The 24,360-nt window shown below is 35.7% G+C and carries 25 protein-coding genes and 1 tRNA gene; 10 read left to right on the top strand and 16 right to left on the bottom strand.

Annotation, left to right across the window (positions count from 1 at the left end):
• Window positions 1-31: 31 nt before the first annotated feature.
• Window positions 32-103: transfer RNA gene (locus BMZ04_RS17295), tRNA-Val, on the top strand.
• A 54-nt stretch (window positions 104-157) separates the two neighbouring features.
• Here the strand turns inward: BMZ04_RS17295 and BMZ04_RS17290 are convergent.
• The 7 genes from BMZ04_RS17290 to BMZ04_RS17265 all read right to left on the bottom strand — a co-directional run bounded on the left by BMZ04_RS17290 (window position 158) and on the right by BMZ04_RS17265 (window position 5,300).
• Window positions 158-469, bottom strand: coding sequence for a tyrosine-type recombinase/integrase (locus BMZ04_RS17290; RefSeq protein ID WP_093274411.1), 312 nt, complete (start codon window positions 467-469; stop codon window positions 158-160).
• A gap of 61 nt (window positions 470-530) precedes the next feature.
• Entirely contained in the window at window positions 531-773 is a 243-nt protein-coding gene (locus BMZ04_RS22485; RefSeq protein WP_177184489.1) for a hypothetical protein, read from the bottom strand.
• A gap of 394 nt (window positions 774-1,167) precedes the next feature.
• Window positions 1,168-1,614 carry a threonine/serine exporter family protein gene (locus BMZ04_RS17285; RefSeq protein ID WP_093274409.1) on the bottom strand — a complete coding sequence of 149 codons (447 nt, stop codon included), beginning with the start codon at window positions 1,612-1,614 and terminating at the stop codon, window positions 1,168-1,170.
• Window positions 1,615-1,626: 12 nt separating this feature from the next.
• Window positions 1,627-2,322, bottom strand: a complete 696-nt coding sequence (locus BMZ04_RS17280) for a threonine/serine exporter family protein (RefSeq protein ID WP_369802690.1) — start codon at window positions 2,320-2,322, stop codon at window positions 1,627-1,629.
• A 118-nt stretch (window positions 2,323-2,440) separates the two neighbouring features.
• Window positions 2,441-2,827, bottom strand: a complete 387-nt coding sequence (locus BMZ04_RS17275) for a diadenylate cyclase domain-containing protein (RefSeq protein ID WP_093274404.1) — start codon at window positions 2,825-2,827, stop codon at window positions 2,441-2,443.
• 383 nt (window positions 2,828-3,210) lie between these two features.
• Window positions 3,211-3,423 carry a hypothetical protein gene (locus BMZ04_RS17270; protein WP_093274402.1) on the bottom strand — a complete coding sequence of 71 codons (213 nt, stop codon included), beginning with the start codon at window positions 3,421-3,423 and terminating at the stop codon, window positions 3,211-3,213.
• A 695-nt stretch (window positions 3,424-4,118) separates the two neighbouring features.
• Entirely contained in the window at window positions 4,119-5,300 is a 1,182-nt protein-coding gene (locus BMZ04_RS17265; RefSeq protein WP_093274399.1) for an iron-containing alcohol dehydrogenase, read from the bottom strand.
• A 273-nt stretch (window positions 5,301-5,573) separates the two neighbouring features.
• Between BMZ04_RS17265 and BMZ04_RS17260 the strand changes: the two genes are divergently transcribed.
• On the top strand, window positions 5,574-6,101 hold the full coding sequence (locus tag BMZ04_RS17260) for an RDD family protein (protein WP_093274396.1): 528 nt from the start codon (window positions 5,574-5,576) through the stop codon (window positions 6,099-6,101).
• Between the two features lie 155 nt (window positions 6,102-6,256).
• Here BMZ04_RS17260 and BMZ04_RS17255 read toward each other — a convergent pair whose 3' ends face one another.
• Together BMZ04_RS17255 and BMZ04_RS17250 are read right to left on the bottom strand one after the other, a co-directional pair.
• Window positions 6,257-6,481, bottom strand: a complete 225-nt coding sequence (locus BMZ04_RS17255) for a helix-turn-helix domain-containing protein (RefSeq protein WP_093274393.1) — start codon at window positions 6,479-6,481, stop codon at window positions 6,257-6,259.
• A 10-nt stretch (window positions 6,482-6,491) separates the two neighbouring features.
• Window positions 6,492-6,974, bottom strand: a complete 483-nt coding sequence (locus tag BMZ04_RS17250) for a DUF2975 domain-containing protein (RefSeq protein ID WP_093274391.1) — start codon at window positions 6,972-6,974, stop codon at window positions 6,492-6,494.
• 373 nt (window positions 6,975-7,347) lie between these two features.
• Between BMZ04_RS17250 and BMZ04_RS17245 the strand changes: the two genes are divergently transcribed.
• Window positions 7,348-8,547 (top strand): iron-containing alcohol dehydrogenase, encoded by a 1,200-nt coding sequence (locus BMZ04_RS17245; protein ID WP_093274389.1) that lies wholly within the window; start codon window positions 7,348-7,350, stop codon window positions 8,545-8,547.
• A gap of 251 nt (window positions 8,548-8,798) precedes the next feature.
• On the opposite strand, the gene BMZ04_RS17240 is transcribed toward BMZ04_RS17245, so the two are convergent.
• Together BMZ04_RS17240 and BMZ04_RS17235 are read right to left on the bottom strand one after the other, a co-directional pair.
• Window positions 8,799-9,566: an ABC transporter ATP-binding protein gene (locus BMZ04_RS17240; protein ID WP_093274386.1), complete on the bottom strand. Its 768-nt coding sequence runs from the start codon at window positions 9,564-9,566 to the stop codon at window positions 8,799-8,801.
• A gap of 35 nt (window positions 9,567-9,601) precedes the next feature.
• A complete protein-coding gene (locus BMZ04_RS17235; RefSeq protein ID WP_093274383.1) occupies window positions 9,602-11,956 on the bottom strand; it encodes an ABC transporter permease in 2,355 nt (784 codons plus the stop codon).
• 267 nt (window positions 11,957-12,223) lie between these two features.
• Between BMZ04_RS17235 and BMZ04_RS17230 the strand changes: the two genes are divergently transcribed.
• Window positions 12,224-12,784 carry a TetR/AcrR family transcriptional regulator gene (locus tag BMZ04_RS17230; protein WP_093274381.1) on the top strand — a complete coding sequence of 187 codons (561 nt, stop codon included), beginning with the start codon at window positions 12,224-12,226 and terminating at the stop codon, window positions 12,782-12,784.
• Window positions 12,785-13,340: 556 nt separating this feature from the next.
• Window positions 13,341-13,856, top strand: a complete 516-nt coding sequence (locus BMZ04_RS17225; RefSeq protein ID WP_093274379.1) for a DUF2798 domain-containing protein — start codon at window positions 13,341-13,343, stop codon at window positions 13,854-13,856.
• Window positions 13,857-13,902: 46 nt separating this feature from the next.
• Here BMZ04_RS17225 and BMZ04_RS17220 read toward each other — a convergent pair whose 3' ends face one another.
• The 3 genes from BMZ04_RS17220 to BMZ04_RS17210 are packed head-to-tail and all read right to left on the bottom strand — an operon-like array spanning window position 13,903 to window position 16,332.
• Window positions 13,903-14,340 (bottom strand): universal stress protein, encoded by a 438-nt coding sequence (locus BMZ04_RS17220; protein ID WP_093274377.1) that lies wholly within the window; start codon window positions 14,338-14,340, stop codon window positions 13,903-13,905.
• A gap of 20 nt (window positions 14,341-14,360) precedes the next feature.
• Window positions 14,361-15,731 carry a DHA2 family efflux MFS transporter permease subunit gene (locus BMZ04_RS17215; RefSeq protein ID WP_093274640.1) on the bottom strand — a complete coding sequence of 457 codons (1,371 nt, stop codon included), beginning with the start codon at window positions 15,729-15,731 and terminating at the stop codon, window positions 14,361-14,363.
• 22 nt (window positions 15,732-15,753) lie between these two features.
• Complete coding sequence (locus BMZ04_RS17210; protein WP_093274375.1) at window positions 15,754-16,332, bottom strand: TetR/AcrR family transcriptional regulator; 579 nt, start codon at window positions 16,330-16,332, stop codon at window positions 15,754-15,756.
• A gap of 319 nt (window positions 16,333-16,651) precedes the next feature.
• Between BMZ04_RS17210 and uvsE (BMZ04_RS17205) the strand changes: the two genes are divergently transcribed.
• Window positions 16,652-17,605, top strand: a complete 954-nt coding sequence (uvsE, locus tag BMZ04_RS17205; RefSeq protein ID WP_093274372.1) for a UV DNA damage repair endonuclease UvsE — start codon at window positions 16,652-16,654, stop codon at window positions 17,603-17,605.
• A 42-nt stretch (window positions 17,606-17,647) separates the two neighbouring features.
• Window positions 17,648-18,613 (top strand): UV DNA damage repair endonuclease UvsE, encoded by a 966-nt coding sequence (uvsE, locus tag BMZ04_RS17200; protein ID WP_093274369.1) that lies wholly within the window; start codon window positions 17,648-17,650, stop codon window positions 18,611-18,613.
• A 31-nt stretch (window positions 18,614-18,644) separates the two neighbouring features.
• Here the strand turns inward: uvsE (BMZ04_RS17200) and BMZ04_RS17195 are convergent, their stop codons facing one another.
• Together BMZ04_RS17195 and BMZ04_RS17190 are read right to left on the bottom strand one after the other, a co-directional pair.
• Window positions 18,645-19,955, bottom strand: coding sequence for a vWA domain-containing protein (locus BMZ04_RS17195; protein ID WP_255367992.1), 1,311 nt, complete (start codon window positions 19,953-19,955; stop codon window positions 18,645-18,647).
• A gap of 147 nt (window positions 19,956-20,102) precedes the next feature.
• Entirely contained in the window at window positions 20,103-21,278 is a 1,176-nt protein-coding gene (locus BMZ04_RS17190) for an AAA family ATPase (RefSeq protein WP_093274364.1), read from the bottom strand.
• 369 nt (window positions 21,279-21,647) lie between these two features.
• On the opposite strand from BMZ04_RS17190, the gene BMZ04_RS17185 reads away from it, so the two are divergent.
• The 3 genes from BMZ04_RS17185 (at window position 21,648) to BMZ04_RS17175 (ending at window position 24,343) form a co-directional block, all read left to right on the top strand.
• Window positions 21,648-22,286, top strand: a complete 639-nt coding sequence (locus BMZ04_RS17185; protein ID WP_093274361.1) for a GntR family transcriptional regulator — start codon at window positions 21,648-21,650, stop codon at window positions 22,284-22,286.
• A gap of 950 nt (window positions 22,287-23,236) precedes the next feature.
• The gene (locus BMZ04_RS17180) at window positions 23,237-23,494 is read left to right on the top strand and encodes a hypothetical protein (protein WP_093274358.1); all 258 of its coding nucleotides are present in this window, start codon (window positions 23,237-23,239) and stop codon (window positions 23,492-23,494) included.
• Between the two features lie 75 nt (window positions 23,495-23,569).
• Window positions 23,570-24,343, top strand: coding sequence for a gluconate 2-dehydrogenase subunit 3 family protein (locus BMZ04_RS17175; RefSeq protein WP_093274356.1), 774 nt, complete (start codon window positions 23,570-23,572; stop codon window positions 24,341-24,343).
• The last annotated feature ends 17 nt before the right edge of the window (window positions 24,344-24,360 follow it).

The following is a 24,360-nucleotide window of genomic DNA, read 5'->3' as shown; positions in this document are numbered from 1 at the left end:
TGTAATTATTAACAAAGGTTTCACATATTACGATCTGATAGTTCAGCGGGAGAATACGTCCTTGACAGGGACGGGGTCGGGGGTTCGAATCCCTCTCAGATCATCCTGTAGATAAGCCTTCAAGTGTTGAAGTATCAACGCTTGTGGGCTTTTTATTTTACCAACATTTACAACTATACACCTCTAATTTTTGGTTTGTCCGCAATTTGTCCGCAAGATCAATCGAAACCTTTGCCATTTTCTTTGTCTTTATTTTGAATAGCATCATGAAAAATGTTGCAATATCATTGTCTTCGTTCGGTAATAAATGAGCATAAAACTCTAATGTAATTTTGGGATTTGCATGACCTAATCGTTTAGAAATTTTAACAATATCTACTCCTTCTGAAATAAGAAAGGATGCATGAGTGTGTCGAATTTCATGAAAACGAATCTTTGGTCCCTTGGAGTAATTTACAATGTGCTTCATTACCCGAAGTACGTTACGTGGATCTTGTGAGGTTCCTGTATTTGGTACATATTACCAAGTCCTAATCCTCAAACATCGCTCCTACCAATTCCCTCCACTTTTCTATACGTTTTTTTTGAATACGTAATTCATTGAGTACTAATTCCGGAATAGGGACTTGTCGTTTTGAACAATAATAGTGGTGTAGAAAGTCATTGAAGTGAATGTTCATATGTTTGGTTTGAATGGCAAAATCGAGTAGTAGAGCGAGAAAAAGAAAAGTGGGTTGAATATAACGAATTAACATTCTAATTGCAAATAACATGAAAAAACGCTTAGAGAATATTTTCTCTGTGCGTTTTTTTCTCTCCTTCTTGAACTAAAGCACACCGTTAGCTTAATGAATCAAAATGGGAAGTATCATTAAATTTATTTACAAAATTTTGCTGAAAACTATTTTGACTTAGAACTGTAATCCCCCCCTACTGACGATGAAAAGTATGCATTAACTATCATTTCTGTCTCAAATTTCAACCACCAAGCAAGTACGTACCCCAAAGCTCCTCCGTGTGTTTTTAGAAAGGCGCTCTTTAATGGAAGTTGAGTTATTGAAAAAACTTTCAAACTTATTTGAATGATTTTACAGAAAAGGTAATTGAAGAATCGCTCGGGGTAGTCCTCTAAAAAAAAGCCTAATTAGCAGGCCTTTTTTCAATAACTTACTTGTGAAAACCATTTAAATGAATTTTCTTAAAAATTCGCATGATCGCTTCTGACAACACCAGTCCAACAGCAATGGCACCTGCTGTCATAATGGCTTTTACGGCAATCTGAATTCCTAAGTTGTAATGATTTTCAACAAAATTTCTTGTTGCATCATAGGCTAAGCCACCAGGTACTAATGGAAGGATACCTGAAATGCTAAATACAATGACAGGAACCTTATAGATTTTCGCAAATATTCGGCTAATTACGCCAATGGAAAATGAGGCAATTAATGTGGCTTGTACTGTATCATAATCATGGTTCATCAACGAACTGTGTAAAAGTCTGCCTACCATACCGACAATGCAACATTGAAGGATATTTTTTCCTGGTACATTAAATATTACAGCAAAGGCCCCTGAAACAATGAAATTACTCAAAAGTTGTATAATTATATTCATGTATTCCACGATCTATTTAAAGAGTGAAAAAACAATCGCTACACCAGCCCCAATGGCAAATGCAGTCAAGACTGCCTCTGCACCTTTTGATAATCCAGAAACAAGATGGCCTGCCATTAAATCCCTAACGGAGTTCGTAATCAGAAGGCCAGGTACTAGCGGCATAATACTTGCGACTATAATATTAGAAAGGTCATTTCCAAAACCAATATATTTGAAAAAATAGGACATTAGGCCAACAAGTAGAGCCGCTACAAATTCTGTAAAAAATTTAATATCTACTAAACGATGAATATAACTCACGCATAAAAAACCCGCGCCACCAGCGAGGAATGCGGGAAAAAAATCCTTCCATTCCCCATTAAACATGACGAGGGAGAAGCCGCTCACGATGGAAGCCGCAATAACCTTTACATATTTAGGATATTTTAGATTTCCTTTCTCAATTTTTCTTAAAGTAGAGTAGGCCTCCTCTGCTGAGATTTCCCCTGTACTTATTTTCCTGGATATACTATTTACTATAATGACTTTGTATAAATCCGTAGACCGTTTTGAAATTTGTGCTAATTTGGTTTGTTCTGTTCCACATAATGAAAAGATAATTCCAGTCGGTGTCACATAACTGTTCGGATAGTTAATCCCAAAAGAACCTGCAATTCTCATCATTGTATCTTCAACTCGGGATGTCTCTGCTCCGCTTTCTAACATAATTTTTCCAGCAAGTAAACACAATTCTCCTAATTCATTATTATTCACTCTTTTATCCAACTGTTACCCACTCCATTAAATGACATAAGGCTATTGTTATCTTTCCAACTTATTTGGGTTATATACATTTCAAGAATAAAGAATATATATGTAAACACATGTTTGATTTGGTGAATATTTGGTGGAAATTTAGTATAGAAAAATAATTGGGGGTACCAGGATAAAAGATAATTTCTAACAATGCGGGCGTTAAAGTACCCCCTACGGCTGTTCCTTTTTGGATAAGAGAATCGAGAGGATCATGTCGTTGAACCACAATTAACGCACCATATCTACGATCGGACAGTCGTTGAACACAGTTGGAAAGCTCTACATATTTATCTGTAAAAGCTGATAAATAGCAGTCTAAATAAAAGGAAGCAGCAACTGACTCGATTTGAATAAATTTTTCTTTAATTTCCTCTAGTTTACCTAAGAGACAATAGTTTTCATTACCTAGTACCATTTTTATGGAATGTACAATCTGGAGTCTTTAAAACTTGTTATATAACCCGTGATGAAATGGTTTGTTGTAAACGTTAATTTAGTGAATGAATTTATGTTTGCCCAAAAAATCATTTGATAAACAAAATGCAAAAGGTAAATGATTTTTTATTAAATCTCTAGTATAAAACATTGCAGATTGAATAAAATTTTAATCCTAATTGCCAAGCACCAACGCCTCATAATCCATAGTTAATCAACAGTAGGATTTTTTGAGCACGAGCCCTCGCATCTTCGAACCATACAATGTATCTCTTACCCATTTCGTCTCGATACTGGAATATAGCTCGGAACACCAATGATAATCTTTTTTCTACTCATATGATTAAGGGCATACACATTTGTTTAATTCACAAATCCTATACCGCTAGGACCAAAAGATACGATTGGAAAATTGCTAACCCATTTTTCGACTTTGCCCCATGTATCTAGGACCATATCATTAACACCGTAAGTCACAAGCTCACCATGATGTTCAACTGTAAACAGTAGGAGTTTCTGATTCAATAAGGCCATGAACGCCATCAACTGTTCCTGTAAGTACTTTGATAGTAGCACCATCCTTCTCCCTAAAATTATTATCTGAAGTCATCGACGTAAGTAAGTTATTTCAGCAGTCTAAAAAAGGGACGTAGTCTATTTAGGCTCGTCCCTCCTTCATTTAAAAGTGAAAAAGTTCACCGTATAGCATCGTTCTACCTGCAGATTAATTTCAGTTAGTACTCTAATAATTAGCACAATTTTATAGTGTGAACAATGGATATCCAGTCAATAGCTTATAATTGAATGATTGGTCATTTTATCCCTCAAAAACGAAGGCCTTTTGCAACATTTCGTAGTGTGGATTACCATTTCTTTTACACTATCAATCTATGAAATACTAAGGTGGTGACTCATATTAATAGGGCCCTATACTTGGATAAAATTATATAAAAATTAGCTTTATATGTTTATTGGGGTGAATGTATTTCAATTTTTACAAGCTTAAGGTATTAATTCTGGGTTTCTATCTGGATAACTTACTAAGGTAGCTGACTTGTTAGTGTAAGTCCAAATATCGTGATCATATTTTGGAGATACTTCCACCCTTTTTCTACTTTGTATTGGAGGGTCCATTGGTTAGTCTCCAATATTTTTTCAGAAAAAATAACCACCTCTCTAATTTTGAGAAGTGGTTATAACTTTAGTGAATGATTGTGCTTTACACTGTTTCACAGAAAACAGGTAATACTAAGTTACATCGTTACCTCCTATCACCCACTTACTTCTATGCAATTACTATAGTAAGCCTGCTCGAGAATTTGTTGATAGTCAGTAGATGTAATAGAACGAACATTACTCGAAGTTGAGTTGTTCTGTATAGCCAATTCTACAATGCGTGGGAAATCTTCTTCCCGCACACCCGGCAAGTCTTTTAATCTAGGGATTTCGAGAGCCTCCGTAAAGGATGTAACCCCTTCTATGAGTTTTTCGACAGCTATTTCTTCAGTATCCGAATCATTTGCGAAATTCATATAGCGCGCTAATGTAGCATGCATTTGTTTGTTTTCTGCTGCGTTGAATCGTAATACATGTGGTAAGAAGACAGCATTTGCAACACCATGAGGAGTATCGTAAAGCCCACCAAGCGCTTCTGCTAAACAATGAACTGCTGCAACGTCCGCAGAACCGAAACATAAGCCAGCTAATAAGCTCCCCTCTAACATAGCTTGACGAGCCTCTTCATTTTGGCCATCTCGGAACGCAGTTGGCAACGAAGAAACAATCGTTTGCATCGCTTTAGCACCAAGGGCTTGTGAAATCGGATTTGTTACTTTACATGTATATCCTTCAATAGCATGTACCAATGCATCGACACCGGTAGCAGCAGTAATAGTAGATGGCACACTGAATGTTAATGAAGGATCAAGAACAGCTAAGATTGGTCTCAATGAAGCATGCTTAAGCGTCATCTTACGGTGTGTTGATTTCTCCGTAATAACAGCAGAGCGCGTGACTTCTGATCCCGTTCCAGCTGTGGTTGGGATACAAATAATTGGAGCAATATTCGAATACGAACGTAAACCATCCGCATAGTCTGATGGTGTCCCACCATTTGGTCCACACAGTGCAATGGTTTTCCCTGTATCCATAGCACTTCCACCACCGATAGCAACTACAGCATCCGCATCAAACTCGTGAAATATTTTGGCACCTTCTAAACAATCAGCATCCCGAGGATTTTGTTCAATTGAATCGAATAATAATGTACGATAACCAGATGCCTCCAGGGCAGTTTGGATTGGTTCTACAAGTCCTACGCGGACCACACCAGGATCACTCACAATAAGAATTGATGAGCCAATTTCTAGGGATTGCAACATCTCTGGTAGTTGTATCGCCTTCCCCATACCCATTTGAATTTGGGTAGAGCAAAAGTAGTTATAAGACTTCATTTATACCCCTCCTATTTTCTTACAATCATTTAGATACAAGCGGGGTTTGTATGTTGATCGAACCCCATATTTCTATGATACATGTAATAGAATAAACTTTATATAATAATTTTCAGATTATTATTTATATTCTCTTTTCAACTATTTGTAATAAATTAATATATTAAGGAGAGGGATTATTCGGCAAAAATTAAAAGATTAAGTTTGCGTTTTGTATTGGGTTTTTTCTTAAGTAAAGATTTAACAATTTAATCATAAATCAAAAGAGAGAGGTTGATTATTACGTCATATGCACCATATAAAAGTCGTATATACGCTTTCTTATTAGATTATTTGGTTATTGTTTTATACGGTATTTTTGTTGTAGGTACCATTTCTTTTGTCTTTAGGTCATACATCACCCCATTATTTTCAAGCTCTCCAGTATCAGCTGAACTAACAGGCCTTATGATGATGACCATACCTGTTTCGCTTTATTTTATATTAAGTGAAAGTTTTAAATGGCAAGGAACATTGGGGAAAAGAAAAATGGGCTTATACGTGGTTGATGGTGAGGGGAAGCGTATTGGAATCGTCCGCTCCATTTTTCGAACAGCGATTAAGTTTCTACCTTGGGAGGTTGCACACTTTGGTGTATGGCGATTAATGCTACCAACCGAATTTTCTCAGATTACTATTTTTATCATTCTGAATGCTGTCAATCTTATGATACTACTATATTTAATCATTCCTCTTACAAATAAGAAAAAGAAAAATGTGTATGACTGGATAGCGGGAACTGAAGTAGTTAGCCGACGGTGAGTCGTGTCAATTCATATAGTGATAAAACGGTCACTTACTTTCCTGTTTCATCAATGGTTGGATAACAGAAAGGGAGTTATAGTTGGAGAACGTAAGAAAAAAAGCATAGTTTTAAAAAGTGATTAAAACATGCTCTTTCTATATTCAAACGAATTTTAATATCCTTGAATGTCCTCGTCACGTCTGTATTCTAAAATATCCCCAGGTTGGCATTCTAATGCTTTGCAAACTGCCTCTAAGGTTGAAAGCCTAATTGCTTTTGCCTTTCCATTTTTTAAAATCGAAAGGTTAGCCATTGTGATCCCAACGCGCTCCGAAAGTTCTGTAACGCTCATTTTCCTTTTAGCCAACATCACATCAATATTGATAATAATCGCCAAATTATTCACCTCAGACCGTTAAATCATTTTCTGATTTTATATTTATAGCTTCTTGCAAAAGTCTTTGAAGAACAGCGGCAAAGACTGCGATAACCATTGAAGCAAAGATAAAAAGCATTCCAATCAATATGACACCCGGGGCATAGTCTAACTCCGCGAAGTTATAGAAGAATGGCATACCAAGCACAAATAAGCCACTGATCGTGATTGCACAATATTTTATATTTTTTAAAGCTTTTACAGATATTTCCGAGAACGCATTGTTCTTGTCAATAAAACTTAAAAGTTTAAATGCGTGATTCAATGCAATGAAAAACGGTATGGCGGATACATACATAACTATTATAATGCCATATAGTACATAAACGAACTCCGAATTACTCTCTATTGCTTCTCTAGCTAAAATAGGCAGCCCAAATATACATAAAGCAAGAATCGGGATTCCAAGAAAGATAACAGCTATCTTTAAAAAGAGCGTTGAACCTAGTTTCATAAAAAGCACCTCTCATATTTATTATCAAATTAATTTTAACACCATTTTTTATCGATTAACAATAAATTATTATTAACTTACATTTATTTTTTATTGTTTATATTGATGGATGTACAAACAAAAGATGTAGATAAAACATACGGACACCTAACGCTTGCACTAGAAAAAGGCGCTTCTCAAAATTCTTTTCCCTCTTTTTTTCACGTTCTTCTTAATGAAGTTTATATAGAAAGTATTATCTTTGATTTCCAACATTAGATTTCTGCTTTCACAGGTAAAAGTAAGTAAAAATGAGAACTACCCGCAATTTAATCAGACTATTCCAAATTAATAAAAAACATGTATACTAAAAAAAGAAAGGGAGGTAGTTTCATTGGATAATCATTTTGTTTTTCGTGCTCCACAAACAATTCATTATGGTCGAAAAGCGTTTGAAAAAGTCGGTGAGGAAACGTTAGCTAGAGGGAAAAAAGCATTAATCATCAGTGATAAAGTGATGGAAAGACTAGGCTATACAGAGGAATGTAGAAATCTACTTTTGAATTTGAAAGTTGAAAGTGCCTTCTACACTGGAGTTAATTCTGAACCAACAGATGTTTATGTAGCGGAATCACTTGAAATATTCGAAAAGGAAAACTGCGATGTAATAATTTCGCTTGGGGGCGGAAGCTGTATTGACACAGCAAAGGCAATTTCAGTGTTAGCAACCAATGGTGGTTACATAGGGGATTACATGGGTGGCAAAAAAATTGCTGATAAGCATCCCATCCCCCATATTTCTATTCCAACAACTGCCGGAACTGGTTCAGAGGCAACGGATGCCACCATTATTACGAATACAACCAATGACGTAAAAATGATGATTAAGCAACCTGCATTTATGCCGGAAGTTGCCATTGTCGATCCATTATTGACGCTTTCTTCTCCAAAGGGTGTTACAGCAGCTACAGGAGTTGATGCGCTAAGTCATGCAATAGAGGCATATTTATCAGTAAAGGCACAGCCAATGACAGATATGCTTGCACTCTCCGCTGTAGAAAAAATAGTAAAAAACATAAAAGTTACCTATGAAGACGGGAAAAACATCGATGCAAGAGAAGCAATGTCTCTAGGGTCCCTACAAGCTGGAATGGCTTTTACCAATGCATCCGTTTGTCTTGTCCACGGGATGTCCAGACCAATCGGTGCATTGTTTCATGTACCGCATGGTATATCCAATGCCATGCTACTGCCTGCTGTTCTTGAATTCAGTAAAGAGGCCTGTATCGAACGCTTAGCTGATTTAGCTAGAATATTTAAACCTGATTGCGGTAATCTTTCCAATAAAGAGGCCGCTGAGCTGACTGTATACGAAGTCAAAAAACTTTGTCAAGAATTAGAAATTCCTAATTTAAAAGGTTGGGGGATTCAACCGGAAGCATTTAAAAATGCAACTAGCAAAATGGCAGAAGATGCACTAGCAAGTGGCAGTCCAAATAATAATCCAAAAGTACCTACCAAACAAGAAATAGAAGAACTTTATGAAGTATGCTTTGAATATCAATTCAGCTCAGAAAGTATGGTAACAAAATAAAAAAGGTACGTTGGTATCGCTGTATCATGAAAAAACACTAAAGAAAATGAGGCCTCTCAAAATTTCAGCAAATCGTTGAAAGGCCTCCATATTTAAGGTGTTTTACTGATGCTTACGACCACTGAAATGAACGTTTTTCACTTGATGGCATAAGCAAATTGTTAGCGTGTCTTTCACTAGAAACATTCTGAAGAACTTTCCATTTGCCTATGAAATTCACCAAATAAACCTTATACGAATACCAATGAAAATTAGAACCCATTTTCAACTAACCATTTCATAATGCTTTCTTCTCTTTCCTTAATATCGTCAAGCTGCGCATCGTATTTTTGCATTTTCTTCTGCGCCACTAGATTTCCATCTACCATAAATAATATTCTTTCGGTTTTTGCTGCTACCTTTACATCGTGTGTAACGAGCATAATGGTTGTTCCTTTTTTATTAATTTCTGCAAGAATTGCCATGATCTCTTCCGTTGACTTGGAATCTAATGCTCCTGTCGGTTCATCTCCAAATATGATATCCGGATTATTTATCAATGCTCTACAGATACCGACTCTCTGTAGCTGTCCACCAGATCCTTGCGTGATATTATTATGCGCGAGCTTTTCAATTCCGGTCATTTTCAACAGTTCTTTTGCTTTTTGATAGACTGCACTTTTATCCGCTTCTTTTGATACAAGGGAAGGAAACATAACATTGTCAATCAATGATAGATTCTTTAATAGATTAATATCCTGAAAGATAAATCCCATTGATTCCAGTCGAATCTTCGCCAGTTCTTCTTCTTTAAGACTACTGATTTCACGTTCTTTAAATTTTACACTACCAGAAGTAATTCTATCCATACCACTTATATTATAAAGTAGTGTTGATTTACCGCTTCCAGATGGCCCCATGACCGATACGAATTCACCTTTTTCAACTTCCAAGTTTATATCCTTTAAAATATGAAGCTCATTATCTTTTCCTAATTTTACTTTTTTGTTCATACTTCTTGCTTCTAGTATTTTGCTCATATATATACCTCCTACTCAGATCATTTTCATCTGTTCTAACTTCTTAAAACGACAGATAAATCATCATCTACCGTTACCTTACAGCACACAGAAATAGTATAACCAACGACTATAATTAGCGCTAACGGGCACAGTAGCCAAGTCTGCCATGCAACATTAACTAATTCAATTTTTGCTGCTCCCATAGAGGACATTGCCATACTTACAAGAAATTCCCCTAGAAAATTTGAAGCCAGCACTCCAACTATGATTCCCAATATAAGTACCATCATTGTTCCTGCCATATATTGTTGTTTAATATGTTTAGAAGTTAATCCCACACTTCGCATGATTGCAATCTGAGACATATCCTTTGATAATAACATCCGAAGAAATAATGCAGTGATCAATACAGCAATGATTAATGCTATTGCGATTCCACCTATAACAATCGTGCTCATCTGATCAATGATATTTCCAAGAGTCTGGACAGTATATTCCTTAATATCATTAACCTGAGCAGAATCGTAAGCATTTTGGTAGTATTCCATTTTCATATGTTTATCAACACCTTGAACCAGATCCATGCTCACAATGTACCAAAGAACGGCCTCTTCATTTACCCCAAGACTCGTATGCGCCTTCGCTGTTTTTCCCCCATTTGTAATATCCTGATAAATACCTGTGACGGATAAAGTCTGTTCTTCCCCGCCAACCATGACGGTTACCTCATCTCCTACTTTCTTGTTTAATCCGTCTTTTGAGGCATTGGCAAACGAAAGCGAGATTTCTCCTTTCCCCTCTGGTGCTTTGCCTTCCAAATATTTTAATGGAAATACGGAGAAATCCCCGATTTCAATATTAATAAAGTCCCAAGAACCTTCCGCATTTTTGACCTGGTACGAACTTGTGATATAGGCCGCATACTTTTCAATATCCGAATCATTCTGCAGTTCGTTCTGCAGTCTATTAAAATCTTCTGTAATACTATCGGTTCTACGAAGATCGATTCTCATGTCGTGTTTCCCTATTCCCATATACGTGGAAAATTCCGGTGAATTCATCGTGTTATAAATATTTAAAGGGAGAATGACAATAAACGTACATACGATAAAAATAACAAACAGCAGCCTGTATAATTTAAACCGTTTCCATACATCACTCAGCCCAATGTAAATATTGGTGCTGAAGAATTTGTTCTTTAGCAGAGGAAAACTGTATTTTCGGATTTTTCCATGCTTCATAATATCTGAACGTAAAGCTTCCACCGCAGAAATCTTATCGATTCTTTTCAACACTTGCTGGCAGTACATTACAACTAGGAAATATACTAGTAATGGAGCTATAAGAGATAGAACATATTTCAAGCTACCTGATAAATCGGAAGATATGTAAAGTCTCATATTACCGTTTAACAGATTTACCGCTGCAAAGGAAAGCAGATAACCGATAATACCGGCTGCTACTGAGATGAATCTGTATTTGTTAAGATAGACCTTTTTTATATCTGTTTTGGATATCCCAATTGCCTTCATAACACCGATTTCTCTAATATCTTCATCAATCGTTGCTAAAAATGTAAGCCTGATACAAAGTGAAGCAATCACAATAAGTAGAATACTAATAAATATAATGACAATCGCAACTGCCATATCTGACATGGCATTAAACATCGTAAATATCTTTCCTTCAATCATAGGACCGTTTGCCGGAAGACCCGCTTCGATATAGGCACTCTGAACAGCTGCAGAATCCCCGTTTTCAAACAGCTTGAATTCGATCAGATATTCTAGTTCAGCAGCATTCATTTCAATCATTTCATCGTAGTCATTCTGATTGATCACAAACCGTTTCGAAGAAGTAAGGGAAGAGTTCATCTCAAAATCTCTTGCATGATCTGAAATGACAAACTCTTTCTCATACCCACCGCTTTTTACTGTAATCGTTTCACCTATTTTTAAGTCATGTTGTTGCATGAAATAGATAGGAACCGCAACGAAACCTTCCTTTACATTTAGCTTTTCATTATATAAATCCAATATAAAATCGAATTTTTTATTCTGTACAACAAATGAAATATCCTGGATAGTACCAGCCATCGTTTGACTTTGACCAAAATGAATATTGCTTCCATCAATATTCTGAAGAATCATCGTCTCCTGCGTCTCAATATGGTCACTGTATTTTTCTGTGAACTGATCGATTTCTGCCTGTTCATATTCTCCGGCATGCATCACCGTAATGTCAGCAGGTACTGCGCTCTTTTGAAGATCCGACATCCCCTGAATCAGATTGGCAATGTTATTTATGGCACTGCCTGCCAATATAACCGCCAGCGTGATAAATACAAATACTGTTGTCGTTACAATTTTGTTTCTGAGGAAATCATTCTTGACTATTTTCAAAAACATGAGTTTTCTCCTTCCTGCATCGTTCTATTTTTTCAAAGGAATAATTATCCAAGTACTAAACTAATCATACAAAATGCAATTTATTAAATTAACCCGCTAGAGCCTAATATTTACTAAGTCCACAGCCCTAGTTTAATAAGTTAACTATGGTAGATGAATCTTAAATTCGGGATGGATTTTATTAAATAAACAAAATACTAGAATGTTGATGAAAATTTGTTATACTTACAAACAGACCTGTTGGTATGTTAGGAGGAAAAATCAGCTATGGATACTAAATCACTCTTGATTGAAACTGCTACAACACTTTTCCAGCAAAAAGGCTATAAAACTGTCGGACTTAATGAAATATTAAAAGCCTGTAATGTTACAAAAGGGGCACTTTACCATCACTTTCCAAATGGCAAAGACGAACTCTTGATTACTTGTTTAAACGCTTTAAAAGTAGATATCACGACGGATATTGAAGCTATTTTCAGTAAGCATCCATCAACTAAAGATGCCATAATATCAATGATCGATACATTAATTCAGAGTTTTGAAAAGGACGGTACCATTACAGGCTATACATTTAGCAGCATTGTTAGTGAAATGGCAACAATGAGTGAACCTGTTCGTAACGCTTGCAGTGAGTTATATGAAAATATAGAACATATTTACTACACTAAGCTATTAGCGGATGGTTTTTCAGATGAAACAGCTACTGCTCTTTCATTATTATTGACTTCGACAATCGAAGGGGCAATGATGCTTTGTTTAACACAACAATCGACTGATCCTTTAAAAACAATTGCAAACCTATTACCGAATTTATTGGAGAAGTTTTAATAAGGAAAACAGAATATCAAATACGCCTTGGCGTATTTGCTCCTGCGCAAGCTCGTCGCAGAAAACAGTGCACCCAGATTTTATCGAGCTTGCTCGATAAATTCCTCTAAAAATCTGTGGCATCCGCCGGAGGCTTTAACTTTATTCAGCCGGGGTTTGTGGACCCCACTCATTTGTATACATGTTTTGCATTCATCTGACCACTTGTAGAAGTGGGAGACCCCTGCTCCTGCGCAAGCTCGTCGCAAACAAACATTTGCTGAATGAAGTTAAAACAGAGTAGTTTATGAAGACTCTGTTAATAGTAGGGATTATCGGCTGTTTATTGAAACAGCCTTTACTATTGCACTTAGGATACTAAGTACTTCTTTAGTCCACGTGAAACCTCAATTATATGTTTTGCAAATAGGATATTTATATAAAGAAATTGTTGACACTTCAAACGTTTTTTCCCTCTATAACGTTATCCGCTATAACCAAACGACTCTGTATTTTCTTATACAATTCGCATATTATCAAGGTCTAAAATAAGATTTTTATAAGGGAGATAAAAAATATGCATCAAGATAAAAGACTACCAAAAAACGGTAAAGAAGGAGCGATATTCGGCGCAATCATTTGTACATTATCAGTATTAACGATAGGATCAATCAACATGATCCTTGCAGCTGGAGAATTCAACGGAGACGTTGCAATGAACATGTTAATCATGTTACCTATTATTTGGGTTATCGTCATGATTATTGAACCGGTAGCAATCGGTCGTTTCGCAGAATTTTTAGCTTCTAAATTTATTTCGCCAACAGACGGTTTTGCTGCTCGTATCATGTTCCGTACACTGTTCACGGTATTAGGTATGTCATTTACAATGACTCTTATTGGAGATATCATGGGAAATGGTTTTACAACTGAAATCTTTTCAAACTTTATCCAGATCTGGCCTCGTAACTTTATACTCGCTCTATTCTTAGAAAGCGTAGTTATTCAACCGATTGCACGTTTTGCAATGGTTAAAATGCACGAAGCTCAAGATAGAAAAGCAGCAGTTCAAACAAATACGCAAAGTATCTAAGAAAAGCGCCGAGACTTTTGAAAAGTCTCGACGCTTTTTCTATTGTTCATTCAGGCGTACGGATGACTAATACATCACATTTAGCTGAACGTACGATTGCTTCAGATACCGAACCAATTAAGTAGCGTTCTACCGGCGTATGCCCCGTAGCACCGCAAATAATTAAATCTGCCTCCACCGATTTAGCAATCTCTTTTGTTATCACCGTTTTAGGTGAACCAAATTCAACAATGATATTTACATTTTCAATACGAGCAGCTACAGCCCGTGCTTTATAGCGATCTAATATTTGCTGAGATTGTTCTTTAACTTCCTCAGCAACTGCTTTATCAAAAGCTCCAAAATAGCGCGTGTCAATAATGTTTACAATGTTTAATTGGGATCCTTCATTTCGATATGCAATATCAATTGATTTGCGAAATGCATATTCAGCCTCTTTTGAACCATCTACTGCCACTACAATACTATTATACTGATTTGCCACTGTTTACATCTCCTTTTTGGTTAAGCTTTTAACTCAACTTCACCTGGTTTTTTCATAAATAATGAAAGAATAAAGTTAACAATTGCTAAAGCTAAACCAACCATAAATACAAAGGATGAGCCTGACGCAGTTGCTTCTGTTAATTCATTTCCTAATGCTAAACTACTTTCTTGCTTTGCTGATAATAGAGCTACGATGATTGCGATACCCATCGCACCTGCCACTTGTTGTACTGTTTGAGTTAACGCGATACCATCTGGATAGTACTCACGTGGTAATGAGTTTAATGTATTTGTTTGTGTTGAAGCTAGAACCATACCTACACCTAGCATCCAAATAATATGTGTTACGACAATCATCCAAGTTGCTGTATCTGTACCCATCGTAACATAGAGCGCGTAACCGATGACAACTAATATCGTACCTGGTGTAATAACGGCTTTTGGACCATATTTATCGAACATTTTACCGATTAATGGAGCAAAAATACAGTTCAATAAACTACCTGGTAATAAAACTAATCCTGTTGCAAATGCAGCCATTAATAGACCTAATTGCATAAACATTGGTAAAACAACTAACAAAGAAAGCATGTTGAAGAATGTGATAAAACTCATAAATACACCAAGAACGAAAAGAGGGTATTTAAATGCTCTCAAATTCATCATTGGCTGCTCCATTTTCATTTGGCGCATTGAGAATAGAATTACTCCTACTAAACCGATAATAATAGATCCAATAACTACCGGACTAGTCCATCCATTATCCCCGGATACACTAAATCCGTATACAATTCCACCGAATCCAATTGTAGAAAGAATAACTGACAATATATCAAGTGAAATTTTACGTACTTCATTGACATTTGGTACATAAAAGATTCCGATAATTAGTGATAATAATACGAATGGTACTTGAACCCAGAAAATCCACTCCCACGATAATGTATCTAAAATCAGCCCTGCAATTGTTGGACCTAGAGCTGGACCTGCTAACATCACTAGTCCCATGATTCCCATAGCAGCTCCACGTTTGTTTGGTGGGAAGATGGTGAAAATAACATTTTGCGTTAAAGGTAAATTAATAGCTAAACCTGCTGCTTGCAAAATACGTCCTGCTAAAAGGAAGGCAAATGAAGGTGATAATGCTGCTAAAATCGTACCAATCAGAGTTAGGGTGATAGAAGTAAAAAACATTTGTCTTGTTGTAAATTTTTGCATTAAAATACCTGTTACCGGTATTAAAATACCTAGTGTAAGGAAGTAACCTGTTGCTAACCATTGAACTGTTGTGGGCCCTACCTCGAAAATTTTACCTAAATCTCCTAATGCAATATTTAAAGCTGTTTCACTAAAAAGTCCTACAAAGCCAGCTACTAATAAAGCCATCATTATAGGGCCTGTCTTATAAGTTTTATTCACTTGTTTTAAATCTCCTTGTTTTTAGAATTGGTGGTAATACTTCGGCAATAACTTGGAGTGGTTCCGATGCTTTTTGCGTTAAGCAAAGTAGCATTCCGCCTTCAATAGAAGCCGTCATCATTAAAGCATGAGAAGAAGCTTCATCATTAGAAAACCCATCTACTACTAATTTATGGAAATAAATGGTCTGAATTGCTGAATATAATTTAGCACATGCATTTCTTACTGAATCACTTAACGAAGCCATTTCGCTGACCATACTGCTAAATGTATATCCAGTAAGGGTCCCTTCCGTCTCAAAATTATTGATTAATTTCGAGATCAGTGCGTTTGTAGCTTTGTGCGTAGTCGGATACCGATCGAAAATTTCCACGATATCCTTCGTAATCTCTTCATTCAAAGATTGAAGGCAAGCAATTAGTAATTCTTCTTTTCCATTTGGAAAGTGATGATAAAGCGAACCTTTGGAAATATTACATGATTTTATAATCTCGTTTAGTCCTACGCCTTTATATCCTTTTTGTTGAAAAAGCTTCGTCGCGACATCGATTATCAGCGATTTTGTATCCATTCCCGTAGCACACCTCCACCATACCAACCGGTCTGTTTCAACTATATCAAAAAAAATCTCTATAATTCAAGACTTTTTTTACTCTCTAAGAGCAATGACGTTCAAATTTTAGACACAATTAGTAAACTCCTTAAGAATAGGACACTACCACTATGATCCATTTGTATTTCTGTACATTTATAATTTATTTGTCATTTTCCCATTCTCATTATTGTGTATACATTAATGGTTTTTGCGGAAAATAAAATATAATATACTGCCTTTTGCTTCATGTTTATAATGCTCTCAATATCAATCTATAAATAAAGGGGAAAAGTAGATGAAGATTCGGTTCGGCTATGTAGCAAATGCATTAGGCTTATGGGATGCAAGTCCATCAAAAACTTTGACTTTTGCCCGGTATTCAACGCTTCCTAAAAATGAGCGAATGGAAAAGTTGAAATTTATTACAGCTCAAAATTTACATCACACAAAAAGAATTTTGTATTATAATATCGCGCATGAAATAAAATTATACCGGTTTTCAAGCTCACTTGTCCCACTAGCTACCCATCCGGAAGTGATGTGGGATTTCCTAACTCCGTTCAAAAAGGAATGGGAAGAGATTGGAGATATTATCCGAAATTTTAAACTTAGAGTAAGCTTTCATCCAAATCAATTTACACTTTTCACAAGCCCAAGAGAAGAAGTAACTATAAATGCAGTAAAAGATATGGAATATCATTTTAGAATGCTCCAAGCAATGAATGCTCTCGAGAGGGGATTAATTAATATTCATATTGGCGGAGCCTATGGGGATAAAAATAATGCCATAAACCGTTTCCATCAAAATCTAAAAAAATTACCAAAGGAAATTAAGAAGCATATGACGCTAGAAAATGATGATAAAACGTATGATGTTCAAGAAACACTTATTACTTGTGAAAAGGAAAACATTCCAATGGTACTCGATTATCATCACTATATGGCAAATTCAGCGGAGAATGACCTTCCTCTTTATTTACAACGTATATATAACACTTGGAATAACACTAATATTGTACCGAAAGTCCATATTTCTTCCCCAAAATCTGATCAAACCTATCGTTCCCACGCTGATTATGTTTCTTTAGACTTTGTCCTCCCCTTCTTAAAGATAGCAAAGGAGCTTAATCAGGACTTTGACATAATGATAGAAGCAAAACAAAAGAACCTTGCTATGCAAAGACTTGTAGAGGAAATAGCTGCACTTCGGGGAGTCAAACGAATTTCGGGTTCATCTGTGGAATGGTAACCGTTCAGAAAAGAATAATTAAAACGGATGAGGTGGAAATAAATGACGATTGTACGTCTTGGGTATGTCGCAATGAGTATGGAACTTAAAAATGCATCCCCGTCGCAAACAATGACGTTTACCCAATTCACAAAAATTGATGATCGAGAAGCTGCAATTCGGAAATTAGAACGTATTGCAATTTCCAATATAAACAACACACTAAGACTGTTAAAACATAATGCAGCATCTGATATTCATTTTTATCGATTAACTTCTCGCCTTATTCCTTTAGCAAACCATGAAGAGCTTCTTGATTGGAATTATATAAAGCCATTAAAAGAACCTCTTCGTGAAATTGGGAATTTTGCCAAAAAACATAACATCCGAATTGATTTTCATCCGGATCACTTTGTTCTCATTAATTCGCAAGAGAAGCATATCTTGAAAAATTCGATAAATACCTTAAAGCTACATTACTTATTGTTAAAGGCAATGGGTATTGACCCGACTCATCGCTGTGTCATGCATGTTGGTGGAAATTATAAAGACACCGAAATGTCACTTGAACGTTTTGTTGATAATTGGATGGACATCCCAAAGGTCATTCAAAATATGATCATGCTTGAAAATGATGATACTTCCTTTACGCTAGAAGATACACTTTACCTATGTGAAAAACTAGATATACCTCTAGTTTTCGATTATCATCATCATCTTGCCTATCACCAAAATGCAAATTGGGAAATCAACTGGGATAGAGTAGTGCAGACATGGAGGCATTCTCCCCACTCCATAAAAATGCATATATCAAGTCCAAAGAGTGATAAAGCTTTCCGCCATCACTCAGATTATGTCGACATTGATATGTTTTTTAGATTTCTAAACGTAATAAAGGGCAGTATTCCGCAAATTGACTGTATGATTGAGGCTAAGAGGAAAGATGATGCGCTGTTTAAATTAATGGAGGAAGTAAAAACAAGGAAAGACATTGAAATTATTGATGGCTCTTCTTTCTATTTAAAGTAAATAAAAAGAAGAGCCTTACTAAAGTTTTCATTTATATTTCAAACGCAGTAAAACTACCCTCTTCATCAAAATCTTTCACTTTAATAACTTTATCGGCAAACTGTTCAACCGTATCTATGCTGCAACCTATTAAAAGCGATAGCACGCTAAAATTCTTCTCCTTTTTCTTCCTATTAAATGCTTCGAGAAATGAAGCTGTTAATCTATCTTCTCCGTCTGTAACAAATACAATATCCGCTTGTTTAAACCGGCTTTCATTTATTACACTCAATGCTCCATCAAGAGGAAGTGTAAAGTTCGTACCTCCACCTAAGAAAGTTTGTGCTAAAGTGATCATATCTGATTTTTTAATTTTTCCTTTTTCAAATGTTAAAATTTGCGTGGATGAAGAGAACAATATTAAACAAAAATCCCTTCTTTGCTTTCTTGCAATTGACATTAGAGCTAACGTAAAGCCTTTGGATTGGGTGTCTAGCCTTTGCATACTTCCCGATTGATCTAGACATAGTATGATTGGTCCTTTCCCCAATACCTCTTTCCCCTTTTGCTCATATTGCATCGTCTGCCCTTCTACAAAGCGACGAAGGAAGTCGTTCCTTGTTATTGGGTGTATATATAAGCCCAGTTCAATCGGCAGCAATCTCTCCACATCGTTTCCTAACGTGACTCCACTTCTTTCTATTGAATCACTCTTCTTGGGCTTTTGCTTATTGCGAGCTATCTGTTTAAATCTTCCAGCCCAATCCGCAATTTCTTTCATCTTTTTATTAGATGCTATTTTTTCAGCTAATGAAATTTGGTCACGCAAAGGAATTTTTTTCAGTTCTGCCTCACCATTTCCTGCATTGTAGCCGCCAAGCAACGACTTTAGACTATCTTTCAATTGTTTTGTTTCTTGCATAGCGTGAGCCAATGCTTGCGAAAAGATTTCACTGTTATTTTGAAGCATCCATTGCAATTTTTCATTAAACTTGGTCATTGCTTCTGTAAAATTCTCCTCTGACACCAAAGTCCCGCTTCCAATATTTTCTTGCCGTTCTTGCTTTAGAAATTTCCTTTGCATCGTATGAAGTTCCTGCATCTGTTTCTGAAATTTTTCATCTTCCTCATTTTGGTCAGTCAGCCATTGGTTTGTCCACTCTCCGAATTTTACAGTGGCAATAGCTGACGACAAATCATCCAATCGGGTGAAGTTCCGGTAGGCTACAAAGTATTCATCTTTCATAATTCTTTCCATGAGTGATTTATTGACCATAAGAACGTTATCTACATCTCTTTTCGTAATTTCAGGTTTCATCTTATATAGTGAAGCCCAAATGTCAGCCAGTAATGGTTCAAACATCGGTAATATACCTTCACCTCTAATCTTTTGAAGACCGGATGACATCTCAAAAATTTCTTTGAAACGTCTTTTATCGAATGAGTCCGTGTTCAATACAGAAAGATTATCGATGTAACTTTTAGGAGATTTCACAGAGGTCGCCCCTTCTCACATTTTAAAAAAGATACTCGTAGACCATCTTTTTTCATTTAGGTTATCCAAATAAGAGGGTTCTAAAATCCTGTCTAACATTTCATGCTGCATAGAGGTTATTTTATCTAGTAAGACATCAATATCAGCCTTCCGACTTTGATTGTGACTTTTAAGCTTAATTAAATCTTCCACTAGTGCCTTCATTTTTTGAGTCGCTTCCATTCCAGCCTCTTGTGATTGATCCTGAAGTATGGAGTAGAACACTTCATTTGCTTCATTTTGTAAGGTATAAAGAGTTTGCGTAATAACGTCATAGGCATGGTTTCGAATTATATAAGATACTGCATCTTTTTGGTCCACTTTTTCCCAAAGAACATTTTCAAGAATCGCAATATCCTCCACCTGGACCACTTGCCTTTGGTTAATCAAAGCTTTCGCTTGCAGAACGCTCAATGACTGCTTGAACCTCCTATCTGATGGGCGAATTCCTTCATCCCTTAACCCCAGACGAATCTTCGATAGGGCTTTAAATACGTCATCAGGAATAACTACTTTATCGGTCAAAAACTGTAGTTGCATCAATTCTTCCATTGTCAAGAAGGGCATTTGTATAGTTTGTCCAGTAGCTTTCAACATCGAGACAAAATTCGTTTCATCTACAATAGGATTAATCTCATATCGTAAAAGGAAACGATCGAATAGTGCGTCAAGCCCTTCATCTTCCTCAGGGTATTCATTAGAAGCACCTATTACAGACATCAAGGGAACTTGAACTGGGGATCCGTTATTATAGAATAGTCTTTCGTTAATAAGCGTAAGCAAGCTATTCAAAATAGCAGAGTTCGCTTTAAATATTTCATCCAAGAAAACTATATTCGCTTCCGGCATTTTAGTTTTAGTAATCCGTTGATATACGCCATGTTCCAAATCTTTTAACGACAATGGACCAAATACTTCTTCCGGTGTACTGAACTTTGTCAGCAACCATTGAAAATATGTGGTTCCCTCAATGATATTGGATAATTCACTCGACAAAGCCGATTTAGCAGTTCCTGCTGGACCGATCATGAGCATATGCTGCCTAGAGAGTAATGCAACTAGAATTCCTTCAACCTCATTTTCTCGTTCAAAAAACTTTGAATTGAGCGCCTGTCTGATTTCCTCTAATTTATTGCAATTAGTAAATATCATGTTATATAACTCCTTGCTTTTGTAAGATAAATAGAAAAAATGATCAACTTGTAATGTCTCTTTCCATTTCAAGCAGAAAATAGAACCCTTTTAATACAGTTTGATTCAAACTCAGTCATTTTACTCTTTCCATTACAATATTTTACCGAAAGATGGTTCTTATCCTTCCATAACAGAGCAAAAAATACCTCTCAAAAATTCAGTGAGTTAAAGAGAGTCATCGGTATTTCATGTAGAATCAGATTATATAACTCCTCAGTAGTCTTAATAAAATAATCTTTTAACTGAGGATGTAGTATTCTTCAAAAAAACAATTTATGAAGTATAATAAGTGAGTATTGAATTAAAATAATTTCGAGGGGTTATGATATGATTTCAGATAAAATGAATGCACAAAAATTGGCTTATGAATACATTCGGGAACGTATGCTGGATGGAACTTATAAAGGCGGAATGAAGCTCGTAGAAGAACGTCTTGCGGGTGAGGTTGGTGTTAGTCGTACACCAATTCGTGAAGCAATTAAAAGGCTGGAGCAAGAAGGCTTAATTAAAAATAAGCATATCTATAATCCCACTGCACAGGATTTGATATACATATATGAGATACGCATAGTACTAGAAAGTTTTGCAGCAAAAAGAGCAGCGAGAAATATGACAAAAGAAACGATAATAGAACTTGAGAATACCATAAAGAAATCTCGTAATTCGCTTATGGAAGGACAGTCAAAAAACATATACAATGCAAACCAACGCTTTCATGAATTAATTATAAATGAATGCCAAAATCCAATAATGATTGAAAAGTTAGAAAAAGCTCAGACCATTTTCTATTTGTTTAGCCTAAGGCTTGATATATATAATCGTCCACATTTAATAGATGAGCATGAAGAAATTTACAAAGCCATTAAAAATAAGAATGAACAACTTGCCGGCGAACTAATGGCCAATCATTTATCTAAAGACATGAATTTTACTCTGGAGGTTATTGGCAGAAAAGGACGATTTTAAACTTTAAATAACGTTGAAAATTATAAATCACCGTAATAATACAATGTGTTAACTGAAATTGCTTATTACGTCGCTGAAAATAATATTCAATTACTTATCTTGATGGAATTGCTATTTACCATCAAAATAACCCTTAAAAATTCTGTAAAGACACCAAAATGATCAAATGCATTTCCAAGAACGAAGTTATCCGCAATGCGAAATTTTATAATTTCCTTAACATATAAAAAAGCACCATCCAATTAGCAATTGGATGGTGCTAAAATAACTCATTTTTATTTTGTTGTTAATACTATTTATTTACATTACACCATTGATCAATTCATCGAATTGATCAATGATGTATTCAGCTAATGTCGAATGATTAACCGAATCTTGTTTTCATACACTAACCATTCCAACACCCTTATAGGCTTGTACATCATTCACCAAATGATCCCCACATATATTGCTTCTGTCGGTAAAACGAATATTATATCTAAAGCATATTGAAATATATTTGCGTTAGTCTTCCTCATCCCTACTTCATTCGATGCAACTTTCATATTCAATGTTCACTTCTTTATGTTACAAAGCAATAGTCCCCCTTTAAGAAAATTTTTCAAGTAACCTTCACAACTTCTTCTAAACCTTACCATAAATATCCAATTCCCTTTAAAGGTTTTGTTCAAGAAATTGCCCTTTAAAGCGCTGATTCATACTCTGGAAAACGCCATGGAATAACTAATTCTTTTTTCACTAATTTTATAAGACATTTCTTATAACAATCAAGTTGATGGATATGAAATAGTTAATGATTATATATCCTTATATGTTAATTTTTAATGTGTACAAATAACTAAAGAATGTAGTAAAATGAAGGATGTCGTTTTGTATACAAAATATAAGTTTCTGCATACAAAAACATTATTAAAATAGTTTTAATTATTGCATATGAAAGGAGTTTAAGTATGACGCAATACAATTTAGAAGAATTGAGGATGCTCAATCAAGTGCTACTTGCCCTTTTTTTCGTAGCTGATTTTGCACTTTTACTCTTTTTTTATAATAGTACATTCCCTTGGTTTGCTCTATTAGGTTCTGGAATTGGTTTAGCCATTATTGTTCTTTGTTGGACAGGAAGAAAACATACTATTTTTATAGCTTCATTACTTGTTTTTTCAGCTCTCCATACGATTGTTTATAATTGGAACTCTATAGTGCATTAAAAGAAGAAAAATTTTTGCGCATTTTTTATTTAACTAGTTTAATAGAAAATTCTTAAATTTATGGGAGGTTTTATTATGTCAGAACAAGAAAAGAAAGATTCCGTTCTAGACAAACGTTCGTCTAGACGTACGTTTATCAAAAATTCTGGTTTGACAGTAGGTGGAGTTGTTTTAGGTGGTGCTTTAGGAAGTCTTCTAATAAAAGATGATCAATCAACAATAACAACTACTGAAACTCCGAATCACGCAGCAACGCCAACTGCTAATCCAAATGTCGCTCTAATGTTCTTCACACCAAACCAATATCAAGTTACACAAGCAGCAGTGGAACGTATTTTCCCTGAAGATGCAAATGGTCCTGGTGCCAAAGAACTGAACGCTGCTATTTATATTGATCACCAATTGGCTAGTCCATGGGGTTCTAACGTAAAAGATTACCGTTTAGGTGCTTTTTATAAAGCAGAAGAAAACCAAGGTGCACAAACGAAAATTCTTCGTAAAGATCTATTCTTAGCTGGATTAGATAGCTTAAACAGGTATAGTAACGAACAATTTGAAGCTGACTTTAAAGAGTTAGAAGCTACTCAACAAGATGAAGTTCTACTTGCTTTTAGTGAAGGTAAAGTTGAATTATACGGAAAAGTTTCTTCTTCTCAATTTTTCAGTTTACTACGAACATTAACTATTGAGGGTGTATATGCAGACCCGATGTATGGTGGTAATAATGAAATGCTTGGCTGGAGTATGCGTAAGTATCCAGGATCTCGAATGCAATACGTTGCTGAAATACAAGATGAGAAATTTATCGAACTTAAACCACAAAGTTTAAATTCTCATATGGGACATTAATAATAGAAGGGACTGAC

It is taken from the genome of Psychrobacillus sp. OK032, assembly GCF_900111345.1.
Taxonomy (GTDB): domain Bacteria; phylum Bacillota; class Bacilli; order Bacillales_A; family Planococcaceae; genus Psychrobacillus.
The sequence above is the reverse complement of the archived record's forward strand: the minus strand, read 5'-3'. Positions and strand labels throughout refer to the sequence as shown.